The organism is Paraburkholderia fungorum (assembly GCF_046027605.1).
Taxonomy (GTDB): Bacteria; Pseudomonadota; Gammaproteobacteria; order Burkholderiales; family Burkholderiaceae; genus Paraburkholderia; species Paraburkholderia fungorum_F.
Map to the genome: position 1 here is coordinate 172,041 of NZ_JAQQEF010000006.1, position 18,406 is coordinate 190,446.

Sequence of the window (18,406 nt, forward strand, 5' to 3'; positions counted from 1 at the left end):
AGTCCAAAATTGGCAGGGTATAGACGCAATGCATACCCAGCGCGTTCAGATGCCACGCCATCATTGTGGCGACAACCGTCCCCAAGGAAGACATGCCAGTTGAAGAGTCCCCGCAGAGCAGGCTGAGCATGAGCCTGCGCCAGATCGAAGTGTTTCGCGCCATCATGATTACCGGCTCGGTCAGCGAGGCCGCGCGCATGCTGTTCGTCGCGCAGCCGTCAGTGAGCCGGGTCTTGTCGGTGACCGAGGAGCGGCTCGGCTTGCTGTTATTCGAGCGCGCACGTGGGCGTCTTTATCCGACACCGGAGGCGAAACAGATCTTCGAGGAAGTGGAGGCGGCTTATGCCGGGGTACAACGCGTTGACGACCTCGTGCGAGCGTTGGTGGAGGGCCGCAGCGGCAAACTGAACGTGGTCTGCAGTCCGAGCCTCGGCGTGCATCTGGTGCCGCGTGCGATCGCGCTATTCAATCGGCAATATCCCGAGTTGCCAGTGCATTTCGAACCGCTTACCCATAACAACCTCGTGCCGCGGGTGATGTTCGGAAAAAATTATGTGGGCGTGTCGATGTTCGAGGTCGCGCATCCGAATCTCGCAACGGAACCGTTGGTGACGGTGCCACTCGTGTGTGTGAGTCCGCGTGGCTGGCTGCCCGATAGCAAGACGGTGCGTCTGCGCGATCTCAAAGGCCGGCCGTGGATCGACTACGGCCACGAGACCCCGCTCGGACGCGTAGTCGGTAGCGCATTCGGTAGTGAAATCCGGCCGCGGCCCACTGTCGAAGTGCGCTCTGCCATGAGCGCGTGTTCGCTGGTGGAAGAGGGTGTCGGCGTTGCGCTGGTCGATCCGCTGTGCCTCGACGCCACGCGGCGCGAGCGTATCGACGTGCGGCCCTTGCGCCCCGAAATAGCGCTCAAGGTGCAGGCGGTGTATTCCATCTCGGAGCCGTTGTCGCATCAGGCAAAAGTTTTCCTGGAGGTGCTGCGCAAAGTGCTCGAAGAAGTGCCCGGGAATCGCTGAGCGAGGTTCCGGTCCAGGCGGCGCAGTACCGCCCGGTCCTTTTGAAGGACTTATCGCATCATCAGGCGTTCAGCGTCCTTAAAACGGCAACCCCGGCAAATCCGGCAGCTTCAACGCATGCACGCCGATCGCCGACGCGTCGAGTCTCTCCGCACCGCCGCTCGGTGTGTTGACGATGAAAGGCACCCCGAGTTGATCGGCGCGCACGAGTTCGGTCGAACCGCCGCCGTCGAGATTGATCGCATCATCCGCGCCGATTGCCTTCATCAGTTGCGCCGATTGTCCGTTGGTCGTGCCCGTCGAATATCCCGCAACGCGCCCATCGATCACGACGAAATAGAGGAAGCGCCCCTGTTGCGACAGGCCGACCAGCGTGCGCGGATTCGGATCGAGCGGATCGCCTTCGTTCGGGCTTTGCGCGCTGAGGTCCTGGCCATTTTTTAGCAGAATGGCCGAACCCGAGACCGCCGTATCGATCAGCTTCAGATCCTGCGGCGAGATTTGCGGCGCTTCGGCGATATAGGCGCGGCCCTGCCGTGTGATCGCGAGCACGGCTTCGCTTTGCGTCGGGTCAGTGGTCAGCGGGCTGACAACCTGGCCGTGCGACACCAGCAAGCCGATCAGCGTCTTCGGCTCGGGCGTCGTCGCGCAGCACGGCGCGAAGAAATTGGCGTTGATCGCGAGCCGCGTGTTGGTGCGCGCGGCGAATTGCGAAATCGTCTCCGAGGTCGTCATCAGCGGACCGCTTTGCCCGGTTGTCTCGACGCTCACGCCCGGCGCGCGCAGATCGATGCGCATCACGTAAGCACGGCTCACGGTCGGTTTGCCGCCGGTAGTCGCAGGGTTCGAGGGTACCGTCGCCGTTTCGGCATCGACACCGACATACACGGGCGAGTAGCCGCTTTGCGTAATCTGGGTAGTTGGATCGGGCACCTCGGCTTGCACGCTCGCCGAAGCGAGGCCGATGACCGCCGCGGCGGCGAGCGCCTTCAGAGTTGCCGAGGTGGGGTAAAGGGCACGCGTCATCTGTTTAATCTCCATTGACGGCGGCGACAAGATTGTCACCATTCACCGTGCCGCTGACCTTAGAGACGCGACATGACCGCCATGTTATTTTTTCTTTTCGTTCCGCTTTCGATGATGCGCAATGTGTGCGTCAATAAAAAACAAATGTCGAAAGAAATTCGGTTCGGTCTTTCGAGCTTTGCATTGAATGACGCTGTTAGCCCATTAGTCACCGTGACGTTGTCTGCCATGCAACAGGGCGGTTTGTTTTATTTATGCTCCGTCAATCAATTCGATGAGATGTTTGCCTATTTTCTGGCTCCTTGACTTCTCTCGTCGTACAACGTCACGGTCCCCCGCGACGCCGTTTGGTCTCGCCTTCTTCTCCAGAAAGTACAGCAATTGGAAGCGAGTTCGTCATCAATCCGCGCCATTGTATGTCAAATAACCGTCGGTACCGGCGGACCCCTCCCTCTCGCTCGGGTTTGCGTCACGGGTAAACACGGTATGTACATCTCCTGCCGTGTTTTATAGAATTTGTACGTTGTCGTACAACTAATTTGCGGGCTCAAGTCTCGGCATTCGCAATCCGTCGGATGATCTATTTTTAAAGAAATATCACGATGAAAAATAAATTCAACTTTTCCCCTGTCCCGGCGATTATTGCGGCCTCTTTGCTGGCATTCAGCGCCGGCTCCGCACAGGCGCGAGTCTTTCGCGTGGCGGATGTGCACGGCGACACCTATCCGACCAATATGGCCGTGAAATACATGGGTGAAGAGATCAGCAAGGCAACCGGTGGCAAGGATTCCGTGAAGGTCTTCGGCAACAGCGCGCTGGGTTCCGAAAACGACACGATCGACCAGGTTCGCATTGGCGCACTGGACATGACTCGCGCCAACGGTGCAGCGTTCAACGAGATCGTTCCCGAGTCGATGATTCCGTCGCTGCCGTTCCTGTTTCGCGACATCGACCACTTCCGCAAAGTGATGTACGGCCCGGAAGGCCAGAAGATTCTCGACGCCTTCAAGGCGAAGGGCATGATCGCGCTGACGTTCTATGAGAGCGGCGCGCGCTCGATGTACGCCAAACGGGCCATTCATTCGCCCGCTGATATGAAGGGCCTCAAGGTGCGCGTACAACCTTCGGATCTGATGGTCGATGAAATCAGGGCAATGGGCGGCACGCCGACGCCGATGCCGACCGCCGAGGTGTACACGGGCCTGAAGACGGGTCTGGTCGACGCCGCGGAAAACAACCTGCCGACGTATGAAGAGGGCAAGCACTTCGAGGTCGCGAACGTCTACTCCGAAACTCAGCATTCGATGACGCCGGAAGTGCTGGTGTTCTCCAAGAAGGTGTGGGACACACTGACGCCGCAAGAGCAGGACATCATCAAGAAGGCGGCGGCTGATTCGGTGCCTTACTACCAGAAGCTGTGGACCGCGCGCGAAAACGACGCGGCGAAGACGGTCACCAAGGGCGGCGCGAGCATCGTCGCCGCGTCGCAGATCGATCGTCCTGCTTTCGTGAAGGCGATGCAGCCGGTCTGGGCGAAGTACGAGAAGACCCCGCAAATGAAGCAGCTCGCCGACGAAATCCAGGCAGTCAAATAAGTCCGGCAGTCACGCGGTGGTGAAGCGCTCTGCAAGAAGATCCGCGGCTTTTACCTATACCTTTACCGCCGCGTCTTCCGACGACGCCGAGGTTTGCCCCTCGGCGTCGAGTTGCCCGCTCACTGCTTCAGATGCGGCTGCGTACTGAATGGAACCGCGCGACGTGTGGCCAGATTCTGCTGACGCAGCGCCTCGGTGGTTTCGCCGGCACCGTCCGCGCGCCAGCCCGGCGGCAGGATCACGTAGCTGATCGCAGTCCACACGCTACCCGCCGATGCAATATCGCGCGCGAGGCTGACCCAGTGCTCGAATTCGACGACGAGCGGATTGCGCGAGCGCGTCGGTGTCGTGAGACCGTAGCGGCATGGCTCGTCAGCGCGTTCTTCGACATACGTGCCGAACAGGCGGTCGAATATGACGAGCACGCCACCATAGTTCGCATCGAGATAATCGACGTTCGACGCGTGGTGCACGCGATGCGCAGAGGGCGTATTGAATACGTATTCGAGCCAGCCGAGTTTCGGCGTCCACGTGTTATGCAGCCAGAACTGATAAAGCAGATTGAAGCTCAGCGTCGCCAGCACGATTTCCGGACGCACGCCAAGCCACACGAGGGGCGTGAAAAATAGTGCTGAACCGGTCAGTTTGCCCGTCAGGCCAAGCCGGTAAGCAGACGAAAGCGTCAGCTGGTTCGGCGAGTGGTGAACCGCATGGGTCGCCCAGAAAAAGCGGATGCGGTGCGACGCGCGGTGGTACCAGTAGTAGCAGAACTCCTGGCCGATAAAGAGCAGGAACACCATCAACGCGCTGTTGAGCGTGACGGTAAAGATCCGGTGATCCCAGGCGAGCGCGAACACGGGCGCCGCGAGCGAAAGCGGCAGCAGGGCGAGCAGCTTGCGGCCGGCCACATCGGCTAGCGAAATCCCTACTTCATACCAATCAAAGGGCGTGGCGCTGTCGCGCTGTTTGCGGGTGAGCACGCACGCCTCGATCAGCGAGACGCCCACGACGAACAACGTAGTAAAAAGCGCGATTTTTTCAGTGGTCAACATGATGGGCGGGTGTCGGGTTGAGATGGGACGCCTGGTCTGCGGGACAAGGCCGCTCTCGCGTCGGGTGAAGCTAATGTAGTGGGCTGACCGGTTAAAAGCCATGCGCAAACTATGTCGCCCGATGTCGCGGAATTGCGGCTGCCGGACTTGCAATCGCGTTGGCAGACCGGCGACATGGAGCGACATAATTCGCGGATAGCGTGCCCACCCGCTTCCTCCCATACTTGCGTCTGCGTGTTGCGGCGCACCTCTCTCACAGACAGTGCGCACTCATGCAGACGTGATCTCCGATAGTTTGTGATCCTGTGGATCGAACGATTGTCGGTGACGCTCCCTCGACAATTTACGGCACGCCTGTGCCAATGACAGGATCGACATGCAAACCTCATTCAACTCCCTCGTTCGCCACGCAAAGCGCCTGGCAGGCACGGCACTCCTGGCGGGATCGCTGCTGATGAGCGGCTGCGCCATGGGCGCCACCCCCACCACTGTGGCCGACGCTGCGCTGCACGTGCGCGCCGACGTCATCTATGTGTATTCGTTCGATGCGACGCCCGACCAGGTGAAAATGGACAGCGGCATGGCACAGGAACTGAAGACGGCGATGAGCGGTGAATCGTCTGCGCAGAAGCAGTATCAGACGGCGATGGAGACACGTGAACAGGTCGCCGACGAAATCGTGCACAAACTGCAATCGATGGGACTGCGCGCAGTGCGCGTGGATGGTCCCGCACCGGCGAATCAGAACGCGCTGATCGTCGAGGGCAACTTCCAGACGATTGACGAAGGCAAGCGCCGCCGTCGCATGTTGATCGGTCTTGGCGCCGGCAAGAGCGAAGTGGGTGCGTCGGTCCAGATTCTGTACAAGCCCGCAGAAGGCGCACCGGTGCCGCTGCAAAGCTTCGCCGCTAACGCCGATAGTGGCCACATGCCGGGCGTCGCGGAAACAGCCGGTGTCGGCGCGGCGGCCGGCCATGTTGCAACGGCTGCGGCGACCGGTGTGTCGCTGCATGGCGTGTCCGAGGTGAAACGCGATAGCGTGGCCGGTGATGCGAAAAAGCTGGGCGATTTGATCGCGAAGCAGATTGCAGCGGCAAACGTCGCGAACGGCTGGATGTCGGCGGAACGGATGGACTGATGGATGCGCCCGCGCTGCCGATAGTCGCGGGGATACGGGGCTGTCGCTGCATTACTTCCCCGCTCCTTTCCCCATTATCCGTTTAGCTTCTAAGCATAGTTAAAACGCTCGCTTATCCGTGCGGTCCGGCATTGCTACGATCGCGGTTTGATCGTCTTTACCAGACCGGAATCCCGAGCCGTGACACTTTCCCTCTTTCGTTTGCTTGCGCGTGCGGCACTGACGTCGCTGCTCGTGATGAGTAGCGCCTATGCGCAAACCGCCACCCATTCTTCGACGCCGCTGAAGCTGCGGATTGGCTATCAGAAATCTTCAACGCTCATCACGATCCTGAAAGCGCGCGGCTCGCTCGAGCAGGCGCTGGCGCCACTGGGCGTGAGCATTACCTGGAACGAGTTTGCGAGCGGCTTGCCCCTGACCGAAGCGCTCAATGCCGACGCGGTCGACTTTAGCGCCGATGTCGCCGACACGGTCCCGGTGTTCGCTCAGGCGGCCCATGCACGTTTCGTGTATGTCGCGCAGGAAGCGCCGTCGCCCGGCGCCCAGGCAATCATCGTGAAGCGTGACGGGCCTCTGCATACGCTTGCCGACCTGAAAGGCCAGCGCATCGCGGTAACCAAGGCCGCAGGCAGCCACTATCTGCTGCTCGCGGCGCTTGCCAAAGCGGGCCTGGCACCCGCTGACGTGCGCATCAGCTATCTGACGCCCGCCGACGGCCGCGCTGCATTCGAGCGCGGCAGCGTGGATGCCTGGATCACCTGGGACCCGTACGTCGCGTCCGTCGACAAATCACCCGAAGTGCGCATCCTCGCCAATGGCGAGGGCCTCGCTTCCTATCAACGGTATTACCTTGCATCCAGCAGCTTCGCCGCCGCTCACCCTGACGTGATTGGCACCGTGTTCGCACAGCTGACGTCGGCGGGCGAGTGGGTGCGCTCGCATCCCGATGATGCGGCCAAGTTGCTGGCGCCCATCTGGGGTTTGGACGCAGCGACGATCGAGCGTGCGAATGGACGCCGCAGCTATGCGGTGCGCGCCGTGGATGCGCAGAACTTCGGCGAACAGCAAAAGATCGCCGACACCTTCTATCGTGCCGGTCTTCTGCCGGCGCCAGTGGATACGGCCACGGCGCTGCGCTGGAACTTCACCACGAAGCGGGCCGAAGTGGCGGCCCCTTCTTCGACCACGGCTTCCGGTGGCTAGTGTTCGGCCAGCGCCGCGAGCAATGGGTTCTTGACGATTGCCGTAGCCAAACAATTGGTGCAGCACCCGTTGCGCGGGCGAATGCCATCGGGAGCATTCCCCGGCGTCGACGTCACGGTACGAGCACGATCTTCCCCGGCGCGTGCTTGCGACCCTCCAGCATTTCGTGGGCGGCCTGTGCTTGCGACAACGGCAGAATCTCTCCAACACGTGTTCGGAGCGCTCCCGTCTCAAGCAGCGCCGAGAGCTCGACGAGCGTTGAAGTCGTGACGCCGACCAGCATGAAATTCGCGCTTATCCCAGCCGCCGCTGCGCGTTCGGCGTTCGGTTCAGCCACCGCCGACACCACTTTGCCTCCGCGCCTGACGGTCTCAAAGGAACGCTCGAGCGTTTCCCCGCCGACCAGGTCGACCACGACATCGAACGAATGCCGGTATGCGTCGAATGGTTGTTCGCGTGTGTCAATGACTTCATCGGCGCCCAGCAACGTGACGAAATCCGCATCCCGGTGCGATGCACTCGCTAAAACAAACGCGCCGGCGCGGTGGGCGAGCTGAACGGCAAACGCGCCGACGTTACCGGCGCCGCCCAATACGAGAACCCGATCGCCTTTCGTCACATGGGCCTGCTCGAAGAGCATTTGCCACGCCGTGACCGCTATCACAGGCACGGACGCCGCTTCCTCGAAGCTCAGCGCGGCAGGTTTACGCGCGACCATACCCGCGTCCGCGATCGCGTATTCAGCATACGCATCCGTGAATCTCGGGTTGGTCACGCCGAATACGTCGTCTCCCGAGGCAAGGCCGCTTACCCCTTCACCTGTGAGTACCACGGTTCCCGCAAGGTCCGAGCCCAAGGTCAGCGGGAGTGGTTGGGGTAAGACGCTGTTGCCCGAGCGGATCCACGCATCCCATGGCCCGACTCCGGCTGCGGCAACACGCACCAACACCTGGCCTGCCGCCGGATGCGCGAGCGGGACGTCACGATAATGCATTGAATCGATACCGCCGAACTTATCGATCTGGACGGCCTTACACGATGCGGGAAGTGTCGATGTTACCGGGTCCATGATTTACGGTTCCTAGGGAAAGGGTTTGAAATCTTCGGAAGGTTATCGGTCGCGGGTTGCCCGCCCATCCTTTCAGTTCGACGAGCGGCCGATTCAGAAACGGGCGCGGCTGTGTTGCCACAGGTCGCGCAGGTAGTATAGGTCGCCCGGATTCTTGCGTGACGAGTGGCCAATGACCGTTCGATCAAGCTGCATGCGTCTTCGGTGGCGGCTTCAGTCCCGCACGTCCCGTCTTGCGCCACCTGCACGTCAGCGCCCATACTTGACACAACATATTCGACCGATGAACATCCTGGCAGCGTTTCCTCGCTCCAGCCTCGCATATTCGAAGCGAGGCCCGGATGCCGGGCGCTGCGATCGCAACCTGAAGGAGATAACCGTTGACCAGCTTCCTCCTACGTAACGGCGCGCTGCTCGATCCCACCCGTCCTGATCTGCTGGAAGGCTTTGAAATCCTCATCGAGGACGGCTTCGTGCGCGAAGTTTCCGATAAGCCGATAACAAGCAGCAGCGCGCGCGTGATCGACGTCAAAGGCAAAACGATCATGCCGGGGCTGATCGATCTGCACGTGCACGTCGTCGCGATCGAGTTCAACCTGCCGCGCGTCGCGACGCTACCCAATGTGCTGGTCACGCTGCGTGCCGTGCCGATCATGCGCGCCATGCTGCGCCGCGGCTTCACCACCGTGCGTGATGCAGGTGGCGCCGGCTATCCATTCAAGCAGGCGCTCGAGTCAGGGCTGATTGAAGGTCCACGCCTGTTCGTCTCCGGCCGCGCGTTGAGCCAGACGGGCGGTCATGCCGATAGCCGCGCCCGCTCCGACTACATGCCGCCCGATTCACCCTGCGGATGCTGTGTGCGCGTGGGCGCGCTCGGCCGCGTGGCGGACGGCGTCGATGAAGTGCGCCGGGCCGTGCGCGAGGAACTGCAGATGGGCGCCGACCAGATCAAGATCATGGCCTCGGGCGGGGTGGCTTCACCCACCGATCCCGTCGGCGCGTTCGGTTACTCCGAGGATGAGATCCGCGCCATTGTCGCTGAAGCGGAGGGGCGAGGCACCTATGTGCTGGCGCATGCCTATACGCCCGCGGCCATCGCGCGCGCGGTGCGCTGCGGCGTGCGCACCATCGAACACGGCAATCTGATTGACGAGGAGACCGCCCGCCTCGTCGCGGAGCACGGCGCGTATGTCGTACCGACCCTCGTCACGTACGACGCCCTCGCAAGCGAAGGCGAGAAATATGGGCTGCCGCCGGCCAGCATTGCCAAGATCGCGGACGTGCACGGCGCCGGCATGCACTCGATTGAAATCATGAAGCGCGCCGGGGTCAAGATGGGCTTCGGCACGGACTTGCTCGGCGAGGCCCAGCGTCTGCAAAGCGATGAATTCCGGCTGCTCGCCGAAGTCCTGTCGCCGGCCGAGGTGATCGCGAGCGCGACCATCGTGGGCGCGGAAGTCCTCGGCATGCAGGACAAGCTCGGCAGAATCATGCCGGGCGCGCATGCCGATCTGCTGGTGGTCGATGGCAATCCGCTGAAGTCCGTCGATTGCCTGTTGGGGCAGGGCGAGCATATTCCGCTCGTGATGAAAGATGGCCGGCTCTTCGTCAACGAGCTCGAAAGCGCTTGATCGCACGACCCGCGTCACCCGCATGACCCTGCATCGGAACGCCCCGCAGTCCCTATCGGAGTCTGTCCATGTCGATGATTGCCGCCCGCATCGAGCGTCTGCCGTTTTCAGGTTTTCACCGCCGTTTGCTGTTGATGGGCGGCCTCGGCTACACCTTCGACGCAATGGACGCCGCCGTGCTCGCGTTCCTGCTGCCGGTACTGCGCGCGCAATGGGGTTTGACGAGTGTGCAGACGGGCGTGCTGGGAAGCGGCACGTTCATTGGCTATTTCGTCGGCGCGATGCTCGCGGGCATGCTCGGCGATGTCATCGGGCGGCGCAAGGTCATGATGTATGCGCTGGTGATTTACTGCATAGCGTCTCTGGCCAGCGCGCTAGCGAATGACTGGGGATTTTTTCTTGGGACGCGCATCGTCGCCGGGTTAGGGACGGGCGCGGAAAGCGCCATCGTCGCGCCGTTTCTCTCGGAGTTCGTCGCGCGACGGTATCGCGGCAGTTTCACGGGCAGCCTCGCGGGTTTTTTCTCTTTTGGCTTCGTGGCGGCGGCACTGCTCGGCTATCTGGTGATCCCGCTCGCCCCCAATGCATGGCGCGCGGTCATGGTCATCACTGCGCTGCCCATTGTGATGCTGCTCTGGTGGCGCCGTGCGTTGCCCGAATCGCCGCGCTGGCTCGAGGCGCGCGACCGGCACGCGGAAGCCGACGCGATCGTGTCGCGCATGGAAGCGGAGGTGATCAAAGCGGGCGTGCAGTTGGAGCCGCTGCCTCCGGTACGCGACGGATACGTTCCGCTCGCCGCCGGACGGGCCTCCATCCTCGCGAACGTGAAGGCGTTGTGGACGCCGAAGCTCGCGCGCATCACGGCCATGACGTGGCTGATGTGGCTATCCATCACGTTCAGCTACTACGCTTTTTTCACGTGGATTCCCGGCCTGCTGGTTCAGAACGGCATGACGATCACGCGGAGCTTTTCGTATTCGCTGGTGATTTATATCGCCCAGATCCCGGGATACTTTTCCGGCGCGTGGCTCAACGAGAAGATCGGCCGCCAGGCGACCATCGCGTCATACATGATCCTGGGGGGCATATCGGCGCTAGGGCTTGCGTTGACGGGTACGGATACCGGCATCATGGTGTCGGGCATCCTGCTGTCTTTCTTCATGAACGGCACCTATGCCGGCGTTTATGCTTACACGCCGGAAGTTTTCCCCACCGACGTGCGCGCGACGGGCACGGGGCTCGCGTCGTCGATTGGCCGGCTGGGCGCGATTGCCGCGCCTATCCTGGTCGGGTACGTCTATCCGCTGCTGGGTTTTGCCGGCGTGTTCGGTGCGACCACGCTGGTGCTGCTGATCGGCGCACTGGCCGTGCTGCTGATGGGCGTGCCGACGCGCGGCAGATCGCTCGAGGACATTGCGGCCGCGCAGGTCGAGCGTTAGAAAAAGCAACGCGGGCCCAACCGGCGGCTTACGCTTTCAGCCGGTATGGGTCTGCTCAATTCGCCTGCCGGCTGGCGCGGCATGCGAACCAGCGTCGCGACGTCACAGGCGCCTGCGCAGGCTCTTGAACCTCACGCCACCATTTCTCACCGCGATGCGGCGCGCTCAGGTCAAGCCGCTCGCCCATGCGGGGTGTCGCCAGCGCAATGCCGCGCACGGCCGTCAGCCCGATTACGCGCTCATACGGTTCTTGCCAGCGATGCATCGCCAGATCGAACGTGCCGTTGTGAACCGGCACCATCCAGCGGCCGCGCAGGTCGACATGCGCCTGGACGGTTTCCTCGGGCTGCATGTGGACGTACGGCCATTGCGCATCGTAGGCGCCCGTTTCGAGCAGCGTCACGTCGAATGGACCCAGCCGCTCGCCGATGGTTTTGAAGCCGTCGAAGTAGCCGGTGTCGCCACTGAAGAACACGCGCAGCGCGTCGTCGACGATGACCCACGAAGCCCACAAAGTACTGTTGCCGTCGAACAGACTGCGGCCGGAGAAATGCTGCGCCGGGGTTGCGGTGAACGCGAGACCGTCGATCTCCACGCTTTGCCACCAGTCGAACTGGCGTACCTTCGCCGCGTCGATACCCCACTCGATCAGACGGTCGCCGACGCCCAGCGGCGTCAGAAACACGCCCGTCCTGGCGGCGAGCGCCAGCACGGTTTCACGGTCCAGATGGTCATAGTGGTCGTGCGAGAGAATCACGGCGCGCAGCGGGGGCAAGTCTTCGAGCGCAATGGGCGGCGCATGGAAGCGCTTCGGACCAAACCGCCGGAACGGCGATGCGCGTTCCGCGAAGACCGGGTCGGTCAGCCAGAACTGGCCACGCAGCTTGAGCAGCATGGTGGAATGCCCGAGACGATAGAGGCTCCGGTCAGGCGCGGCATCGAGCTGTTCACGCGACAGCGCATCGACGGGCAGGGCGCCCGCCGGCGTCGTGTCGTCCGGCTTGTTGAACAACACATTCCACACGATGCTCAAGGTCTTGCCGATCCCTTCGACAGGACGCGGCTTGACGTTGCGAAAGCGTTCGCCGTCGTGCTGGGCCGACGCCTCGAACAATTCACGCCCGCGTCGCGCGGCCGTCAGGCCCAAGGCGCGGCGAATAGAACCGGTAAACGATGTCATGCAAACCGCCTCGATGCAGAAAGTAGACTGTTGAGTGTAGTTTATTTTTGAGAAAAGTAAACTACCCGGTGTAAAATTTAACGATGGACACCCGTGATACTCCTCTGCGCCTGACCGACCGCAAGCGCGCCGCCGTGATCGCCGCGGCCATTGAAGAATTTCTCGCGGCGGGCTTCGACGCGACCAGCATGGACCGCATCGCGGCGCGCGCGAGCGTCTCGAAGCGTACGGTCTACAACCATTTTCCAAGCAAGGAAGCGCTGTTTGCCGCGATCCTGCGGCAGTTGTGGGAGTCGAGCGACACGGGCGCGGCGCCGGTTTATTCCGCCGCGCATCCATTGCGTGCGCAATTGCTTCAGCTTCTGTTGAAAAAGCTGGGCCTGTTGAATGACGAGGCGTTCCTGTCCCTCGCGCGCGTGGCGATCGCGGCTGGCATTCATTCACCGGAGCGCGCGCGCGATATGGTGACCCGCATGGGTGAGCGGGAGGAAGACCTGACGGTATGGATTCGCGCAGCCGCTGCCGATGGCCGTCTCAAGACGCCGGACCCGATGTTCGCCTCGCAGCAGTTGCAAGGCCTCGTGAAAGCGTTCGCTTTCTGGCCGCAGGTGACGATGGGCCAGCCACCTCTCAGCGTGGATGAACAAAGGCAGGTCGCCGAGTCCGCTGCCGATATGTTTCTGGCGCGCTATGCGTGAAGTGCTGGTAGTGGGTACGCAAACGTAGCTGCAGGTCGTCGCACGACGATACCCACAACCGCTTGCTCACCAGTTGTCCCGCATCGGTATCGAATCAACCGACCCGGTCGCCAGCGCCAATGCCGCCGCTGCGGATAGCGCACTGCTGTAACTGTCCGCGTCCGCATTCTTTGCCGCGAGCAACTGGTTCTGCGCAAGTAGCGCGTCGGTGACTGAGCCGACGCCGTGCCGATACGCATCGAACGCGGCGTCATACGTGGTCTGCGCCGCAGCCAGTAACTCCCTGGCGGCCACTTGCGCGGCAAGGCTCGTCTGCAGCGTATTTTGCGCGGTAACGATTTGCCGGACCGCTTCTTCACGGCTTCGGGTAAGTCGGGTCGACGCGCTATCGGCGTCGTTGCGCGCCTGCGCGAGCACCGCCGATCTCAAGCCGCCGTCATACAGCGGAATCGTCACGCCGACGATCACGCTGCCGCCGTAATGGCCGCCACTCAGGTTCACTGTCGGCAATTGCTGACCGACTGCCGGCACCGCCGAAATCGACGAGCTGCCCGTGTTGTACGCGCCGGTCGCCGAGACGAATACTTTCGGCATGAAGTCCGATTCGGCCGCCTTTACTTTTGCCAGGTTGACCCGTTCGGCCGCGTAGGCGCTCAACACGTCCGGGCGCCGCGCGATCGCGCTCGACACGATCCGGTCGATCGAGTCGCTCGTCGGCGCCGGCAGCGTGCGCGCCGGTATCTCCGCGATTCTGGGCTTCGACAGCGGAGAAATGCCCATCGCGGCGATCAGCGCGAGATAGCTGTTGCTCTCGACGCCTTGGGCCTGGACGAGCGCGAGCCTGGCCTGCGCGCGATTCTGATTGGCCTGCGCGACTTCGATAACGGTGCCGACGCCATGCTTGTAGCGCGACTGTGCCGCGGCCAGGATCGCGTCGGCGTTGTCGAGGCCCTGGCGCGTGGTGGCGATGCGGGCACGCGCGGCCTGATACGCGTAGAACGCGACACTGGTGTCGAAGATCACCTGCTGGTGGACCGCGGTGAAGCCGATGTTCGCCATCACCGAAGCCTGCGACGCGGCTTCGACACGGGCGGCGCGTCCGCCGAAATCGAACAGCAGCCATTGCAGCGCGACCACGGAGGTGGTGCCGTGTCCGGTCGCGCTCGCCGACGAATCGCCGAGCACGGAGGTATTCGAATTATGAAAACCCGCGTACTGGCCCATCGCCGCGAGTGAGAGTTGCGGAAGATAGGCGCTCTTCGCGATGCCGGCGGCGAGCGCGACATTGCGCGCGTCGTTCCACGCGATGCGGGTCAGTGGGTTCGCCGACTCCGCCAGGTCGATCAGTTCGGCCAGACTGTAAGCGTGTTCCTGCTCTAGCGGCGGCGGAGGCGGCACGGCGGCGAGCGCGGGATTCGCGGGCAGTTGGTAGCTGCGTGCGGAGACTGTGGGGTTGGCTGGAGACGTTGTGTTGGCCGGGTTTGGGGAGCCAGCCGAACCAGTCGAAGCAGTAGAACCAGCCAAACCAGCCGGCCCCGGCACGATGGCGCCCGTCGCGTCCGTCCGCGGTTGCCACGGACGGTCGGGGTTGTCGGGCGCCATGTCGATGGATGACGTGGCGCATCCGGCCAAACCCGCCGTGACCAGGAACGCCACTGCGAATGGAGGCTTAAGCCGGCGCATGACGGGTGAATTCCTTCGCCGCGTCATTCGACACAGCGTGTTCAAGTTGAGTGAGACGGGCATCGCCGAGCTTGATCAAAGTGGTGCGTGTGCTGTCGTCAGCGGCTGAGTTTGGCCCAATCGTGTTTGGCCCGACGGGCAAGGCCGGGTCCCGCTTAAGCGGCAAAGGTGAGTCTTGCGTGACCGGTAGAGGAGACCCCGCCGCATCCGGCAATGGCGAGTCCTGCGCAACGGGCAAATCTGAATTCCCCGCGATTGCATCACCCCCAGTCGCGTTTTCAACAGGCGCGCGCCCTAGCGGCAACCCACCCACGACGCGCCCAAGCCAACCATCGATCACAGCATCCCCCGGGCGTCGTTCCGCGAGCAGAAACATCGGCCCTTCGAGCGCGTCGAGCCTCGCCAACGCGCCGCGGCGTTCGGCGATCCACGGCGAGTCAGGGCGAACCCACGACGGCTCGTAATGCATCAGCGCGAGGTCCTGTTCCAACGCGCCGCACTGCGCCATGGCGCTCGCGGCTTGCGCCCGCCGCGTGACGGCATCGGGCACGGCAGCCAGCCGCGCCCATTGCTGCCGTAGCGCGGCAAGCCCGCTGTCGACGCGCTCGGCGACGCTCACTGGCCACACGCGCGTGAAAACCAGATAAACGACCACATTGCCGATCAGGATCCCGATCGTGCGATCCCGCGCGATCGTCAGATCGTAGTCAGGCGCCGCGCCCTGCAACACGCACATGAAAAACACGAGCGCGATCTGGAAGCCGGCATAAGCAATCCGCGGCGAACCGAAAGCGACCCACGCCGACAGCCACGCACCTACCAGCACGAGCGCCATCAACCCGACGACGGACGACAGCACCGGCACCACGAACATGATCGCCGCGACACCGAGGAGCGCGCCGACCATGCACCCGGCGATCCGCAGCGTCATCTTCTCGACGGTCTCGGCGGTGGTGCCGAGCGACACCATGTAGACCGTGATGAAGCAGGTATGGATGCCGGGCCAGTCGATCTGCGAATAGAGCAGATAGCAGAACATCGCCGCCACGGTGGTCTTCAGTGCATAGCGGACGTGATCGGGACTGGTGAATGCATCGGGAAGGAAGAACCCGCCGTGCTTGGCGGTGGCCGGCGGCGCGGTATCGGCTTTAATACGTGCTTCGGCGTCGGCTTCGACGTGGGCTTCAGCACGGGCTCCGGCGTTCGCTTCGACGTGGGCTTCAGCACGGGTTGCGGCGTTGGCTTCGGCACGTGCTTCGACGTCGGCTTCGGCGCTGCCTTCGTTTCGAATCACGCCTTCCGCCTCCACCGCCACCGCGCTTTCGACCACAGCAAAGCGGACGATCGCATTGTGCAGTTTCTCGACGACGACGCGCGCGAGCGGCTTCAACCCTGTCACAGCAGGCAGCGTCAGTTCGATCTCCACCGGATAGCCACCGGCCTCGAGCATGCGTGCCATGTTCTCAAGCGTGTCGCCAAGCGCTCCGACGAACGACGCCGGCAGCCGTCCCGACGGTTCGTGCACCGAAAGATCGGCCGCGACCAGGATCGCCAGCGTCGACGACACGGCCTGTCGCAGCGGAGCAATATCGGCACGCCGCGACGATCCGTCGAGCGCCGAGAGATTCAGCCACGTGCCAATGTGCGCATCCCCTTCGCGCAGGCACGCGCTGAGCGCGTCGCCCGACGACTCGGGTTCGGCCAGGCTGCGCGCGGCGAGCCGCAGGCGCCTCGCCAGCTCGCGGCCGGCCAGCTTGCGCGGCGACGGCGCCATCAATAGGTTGACGCCGATCGAGATGCCGATCGGAATCGCGACCATCAACCACGCGTAGAGCAGGGCGCGCGTCGCCGCTTCGCCGAACGGCGCCATGCCGAGTTCGTCGAGTGCAAAGCCGACGATCATCGCGATGATCGCGCCGACCGGCCGCAGCTTGCTCGCCGATGTCACGAACAACAAACCGAACGACAGCACCGCTATGCACGACACCCGCCAGAGCGGCTCGTCGAGCGCGAACATGGCCACCACCATGACGAGCCCGACGACCAGCGTGACCAGCACCAGCAGCGCCGAGCCCAGCACCACGCTCAGCACCCGGTCGGGCCGGTTCAGGAAGAACACGACATAGGCGGAGATGGCTGCTTCCGGCGTGCCGTAGGCGCTCGTCACGAACGCCGTCAGCGCGCAGATCAGCGCGATGCGAGCCGCCATCGCCGCGCGCCCGGGATAGGGCGCAAGCAGCTTCAGGATGTCGGCGGGGCCCGGTCGGGCAAGATCACCGGCAGGCTGCGCCATGCCGGACCTCGACTATCGCGCTCGCACCGATCCGCACCAGCCGGGCGGCCGGTTCGTCGAGCCGCACACGCACAGGGAAGCGCTGGGCAACCCGTACCCAGTTCACGGACTGCTGAACGATCGGCAAGGTGCGCGGCAGATTGATGCGGTCCGAATCGGCAACGCCCGCCCCGATGCCGACCACTTTGCCGCGAATCGCCTGGTTCCGGTCGATCATCGAATAGACGGTCGCGCAATCACCTGGCTGGATCCGCGCGAGCGCCCCTTCGCGGAAGTTGGCGACGGCGAACCATTCGTCCGCGTGCACGAGCGTGAAGATCGACTGATGCGGCGCAACCGTCTCACCCGCCAGCACCGAGAGCCCCGTGACGAAACCATTTTGCGGCGCGCGCACGACGCTGTCGTCGAGGCTGTGCTGCGCGAGCGCGAGTGCGGCCTCGCGCGCATGGACGACGGCGATGGCGTCCGCCTCGTCGCCGATCGTCTTCGCGCTTGCCTGCTTCTGAGCCTGTGCCTGCTTGAGCGACAACGCGGCATCGCGCTCGGCGACCTGCGCCTGATCCAGCTGCTGGACCGGGACATAGCCCTTCGCCACGAGCGGCGTGAGCCGCTGCACGGTGCGCGATGCCAGTTCGTAGTTGTGGGCCGCCTTGCCGGTCTGGTCGTCCGCGATGGTCGCGTTGGCACGCTCACCGACGATCGTCCGGCGTCGTGTTTCGAGCGCTGCGCGGGCGAGTTCGAGGTCCGCCTGGGTCTGCGCGACCACGAGACGGAACGGAACGGGATCGATCTCGAAGAGCACCTCGCCTTTGGCGACCCGCTGGTTTTCCTGCACCGCCAGCCTGATGATCCGGCCGCCGACCGGCGACGCGACGTGCACGACGTCGGCATCGATCGTCGCGTCATCCGTTGACGGAAAGCGGGTGGTGCGGTCGTAGCCGTAAATCGCCGCCGCGATGCCAAGCAAAACAATGACGCCCGCGATCACGCGGCCTTTGACAGAAGCCTGGCGCTTGCCGGCGATTTTCATAAGAGCTGTCCTGTTCCCGCAAGCCAGAAGAGCACCGCGACCGTCATGCCGATGGCGACGCAGACGGACAGTTGAGCCGGCACGATCTGGGCCCACCCGGTGGAGACGAAGATTCGATGCGCGATGAGTGCGCCGACGAACCCGGCTACCGCGCTCACCAGCCAGAGCGGAAAATAGGCGCCGGAGATTTCATATGATGGCGCGCCGCGCAGCGTGCATCCCTGCAAGGACAGACTCAGGACAGCGATGGCCGGAAGGCGCCGCGTACGGAGTACGGTCGAGGCGCGGGCGCTGCTTTGATTTGGCTTAAACGGCATGGCAGCGTGGCGAGGGAGTGAATGGAAGCGGGA

Annotated in this window: 16 protein-coding genes; 8 read left to right on the plus strand and 8 right to left on the minus strand. The window is 63.2% G+C overall.

What is annotated here, in order from left to right:
• Window positions 1–128 precede the first annotated feature (128 nt).
• A complete protein-coding gene (locus PQR53_RS12930) occupies window positions 129–1,019 on the plus strand; it encodes a LysR substrate-binding domain-containing protein (protein WP_408453955.1) in 891 nt (296 codons plus the stop codon).
• A gap of 78 nt (window positions 1,020–1,097) precedes the next feature.
• Here PQR53_RS12930 and PQR53_RS12935 read toward each other — a convergent pair whose 3' ends face one another.
• Window positions 1,098–2,045, minus strand: a complete 948-nt coding sequence (locus tag PQR53_RS12935; protein WP_408453957.1) for a phosphodiester glycosidase family protein — start codon at window positions 2,043–2,045, stop codon at window positions 1,098–1,100.
• 72 nt (window positions 2,046–2,117) lie between these two features.
• Here PQR53_RS12935 and PQR53_RS12940 point away from each other — a divergent pair, with 72 nt between their 5' ends.
• Together PQR53_RS12940 and PQR53_RS12945 are read left to right on the plus strand one after the other, a co-directional pair.
• Window positions 2,118–2,351, plus strand: a complete 234-nt coding sequence (locus tag PQR53_RS12940) for a hypothetical protein (RefSeq protein WP_408453960.1) — start codon at window positions 2,118–2,120, stop codon at window positions 2,349–2,351.
• Window positions 2,352–2,647: 296 nt separating this feature from the next.
• Window positions 2,648–3,640, plus strand: coding sequence for a TRAP transporter substrate-binding protein (locus tag PQR53_RS12945; protein WP_408453963.1), 993 nt, complete (start codon window positions 2,648–2,650; stop codon window positions 3,638–3,640).
• Window positions 3,641–3,759: 119 nt separating this feature from the next.
• Here PQR53_RS12945 and PQR53_RS12950 read toward each other — a convergent pair whose 3' ends face one another.
• On the minus strand, window positions 3,760–4,692 hold the full coding sequence (locus PQR53_RS12950) for a sterol desaturase family protein (RefSeq protein ID WP_408453966.1): 933 nt from the start codon (window positions 4,690–4,692) through the stop codon (window positions 3,760–3,762).
• A 376-nt stretch (window positions 4,693–5,068) separates the two neighbouring features.
• Between PQR53_RS12950 and PQR53_RS12955 the strand changes: the two genes are divergently transcribed.
• Both PQR53_RS12955 and PQR53_RS12960 read left to right on the plus strand, forming a co-directional pair.
• Window positions 5,069–5,830, plus strand: coding sequence for a DUF4410 domain-containing protein (locus tag PQR53_RS12955; protein ID WP_408453969.1), 762 nt, complete (start codon window positions 5,069–5,071; stop codon window positions 5,828–5,830).
• 237 nt (window positions 5,831–6,067) lie between these two features.
• Complete coding sequence (locus PQR53_RS12960; RefSeq protein ID WP_408454311.1) at window positions 6,068–7,033, plus strand: aliphatic sulfonate ABC transporter substrate-binding protein; 966 nt, start codon at window positions 6,068–6,070, stop codon at window positions 7,031–7,033.
• A gap of 112 nt (window positions 7,034–7,145) precedes the next feature.
• On the opposite strand, the gene PQR53_RS12965 is transcribed toward PQR53_RS12960, so the two are convergent.
• Window positions 7,146–8,102 carry an NADP-dependent oxidoreductase gene (locus tag PQR53_RS12965; RefSeq protein ID WP_408453971.1) on the minus strand — a complete coding sequence of 319 codons (957 nt, stop codon included), beginning with the start codon at window positions 8,100–8,102 and terminating at the stop codon, window positions 7,146–7,148.
• A gap of 380 nt (window positions 8,103–8,482) precedes the next feature.
• Here PQR53_RS12965 and PQR53_RS12970 point away from each other — a divergent pair, with 380 nt between their 5' ends.
• A complete protein-coding gene (locus PQR53_RS12970) occupies window positions 8,483–9,733 on the plus strand; it encodes a metal-dependent hydrolase family protein (RefSeq protein ID WP_408453974.1) in 1,251 nt (416 codons plus the stop codon).
• A gap of 68 nt (window positions 9,734–9,801) precedes the next feature.
• The gene (locus PQR53_RS12975) at window positions 9,802–11,172 is read left to right on the plus strand and encodes an MFS transporter (RefSeq protein ID WP_408453977.1); all 1,371 of its coding nucleotides are present in this window, start codon (window positions 9,802–9,804) and stop codon (window positions 11,170–11,172) included.
• Window positions 11,173–11,227: 55 nt separating this feature from the next.
• On the opposite strand, the gene PQR53_RS12980 is transcribed toward PQR53_RS12975, so the two are convergent.
• On the minus strand, window positions 11,228–12,352 hold the full coding sequence (locus tag PQR53_RS12980; RefSeq protein ID WP_408453979.1) for an MBL fold metallo-hydrolase: 1,125 nt from the start codon (window positions 12,350–12,352) through the stop codon (window positions 11,228–11,230).
• A gap of 83 nt (window positions 12,353–12,435) precedes the next feature.
• Here PQR53_RS12980 and PQR53_RS12985 point away from each other — a divergent pair, with 83 nt between their 5' ends.
• Complete coding sequence (locus PQR53_RS12985) at window positions 12,436–13,050, plus strand: TetR/AcrR family transcriptional regulator (RefSeq protein ID WP_408453982.1); 615 nt, start codon at window positions 12,436–12,438, stop codon at window positions 13,048–13,050.
• Window positions 13,051–13,116: 66 nt separating this feature from the next.
• Here PQR53_RS12985 and PQR53_RS12990 read toward each other — a convergent pair whose 3' ends face one another.
• From PQR53_RS12990 to PQR53_RS13005, 4 genes are read right to left on the minus strand one after another with little or no spacing between them, the layout of a single operon-like run.
• Window positions 13,117–14,733, minus strand: a complete 1,617-nt coding sequence (locus PQR53_RS12990; protein ID WP_408453985.1) for a TolC family protein — start codon at window positions 14,731–14,733, stop codon at window positions 13,117–13,119.
• On the minus strand, window positions 14,720–17,026 hold the full coding sequence (locus tag PQR53_RS12995; protein ID WP_408453988.1) for an FUSC family protein: 2,307 nt from the start codon (window positions 17,024–17,026) through the stop codon (window positions 14,720–14,722). Before PQR53_RS12995 ends, PQR53_RS12990 begins: the two co-directional genes overlap by 14 nt.
• The gene (gene mdtN / locus PQR53_RS13000) at window positions 17,007–18,056 is read right to left on the minus strand and encodes a multidrug transporter subunit MdtN (protein ID WP_408453991.1); all 1,050 of its coding nucleotides are present in this window, start codon (window positions 18,054–18,056) and stop codon (window positions 17,007–17,009) included. The genes PQR53_RS12995 and mdtN overlap by 20 nt, the downstream gene beginning before the upstream one ends.
• A complete protein-coding gene (locus PQR53_RS13005; protein WP_408453994.1) occupies window positions 18,053–18,373 on the minus strand; it encodes a hypothetical protein in 321 nt (106 codons plus the stop codon). Before PQR53_RS13005 ends, mdtN begins: the two co-directional genes overlap by 4 nt.
• Window positions 18,374–18,406: the final 33 nt, after the last annotated feature.

What these genes read in the sequence shown, in the direction of transcription:
- PQR53_RS12930 (WP_408453955.1), top strand. Translation starts at nt 129, where the DNA reads ATGAGCCTGCGCCAGATCGAAGTGTTTCGCGCCATCATGATTACCGGC.
- PQR53_RS12935 (WP_408453957.1), bottom strand. Translation starts at nt 2,045, where the DNA reads ATGACGCGTGCCCTTTACCCCACCTCGGCAACTCTGAAGGCGCTCGCC.
- PQR53_RS12940 (WP_408453960.1), top strand. Translation starts at nt 2,118, where the DNA reads ATGACCGCCATGTTATTTTTTCTTTTCGTTCCGCTTTCGATGATGCGC.
- PQR53_RS12945 (WP_408453963.1), top strand. Translation starts at nt 2,648, where the DNA reads ATGAAAAATAAATTCAACTTTTCCCCTGTCCCGGCGATTATTGCGGCC.
- PQR53_RS12950 (WP_408453966.1), bottom strand. Translation starts at nt 4,692, where the DNA reads ATGTTGACCACTGAAAAAATCGCGCTTTTTACTACGTTGTTCGTCGTG.
- PQR53_RS12955 (WP_408453969.1), top strand. Translation starts at nt 5,069, where the DNA reads ATGCAAACCTCATTCAACTCCCTCGTTCGCCACGCAAAGCGCCTGGCA.
- PQR53_RS12960 (WP_408454311.1), top strand. Translation starts at nt 6,068, where the DNA reads ATGAGTAGCGCCTATGCGCAAACCGCCACCCATTCTTCGACGCCGCTG.
- PQR53_RS12965 (WP_408453971.1), bottom strand. Translation starts at nt 8,102, where the DNA reads ATGGACCCGGTAACATCGACACTTCCCGCATCGTGTAAGGCCGTCCAG.
- PQR53_RS12975 (WP_408453977.1), top strand. Translation starts at nt 9,802, where the DNA reads ATGTCGATGATTGCCGCCCGCATCGAGCGTCTGCCGTTTTCAGGTTTT.
- PQR53_RS12980 (WP_408453979.1), bottom strand. Translation starts at nt 12,352, where the DNA reads ATGACATCGTTTACCGGTTCTATTCGCCGCGCCTTGGGCCTGACGGCC.
- PQR53_RS12985 (WP_408453982.1), top strand. Translation starts at nt 12,436, where the DNA reads ATGGACACCCGTGATACTCCTCTGCGCCTGACCGACCGCAAGCGCGCC.
- PQR53_RS12990 (WP_408453985.1), bottom strand. Translation starts at nt 14,733, where the DNA reads ATGCGCCGGCTTAAGCCTCCATTCGCAGTGGCGTTCCTGGTCACGGCG.
- PQR53_RS12995 (WP_408453988.1), bottom strand. Translation starts at nt 17,026, where the DNA reads ATGGCGCAGCCTGCCGGTGATCTTGCCCGACCGGGCCCCGCCGACATC.
- mdtN (WP_408453991.1), bottom strand. Translation starts at nt 18,056, where the DNA reads ATGAAAATCGCCGGCAAGCGCCAGGCTTCTGTCAAAGGCCGCGTGATC.
- PQR53_RS13005 (WP_408453994.1), bottom strand. Translation starts at nt 18,373, where the DNA reads ATGCCGTTTAAGCCAAATCAAAGCAGCGCCCGCGCCTCGACCGTACTC.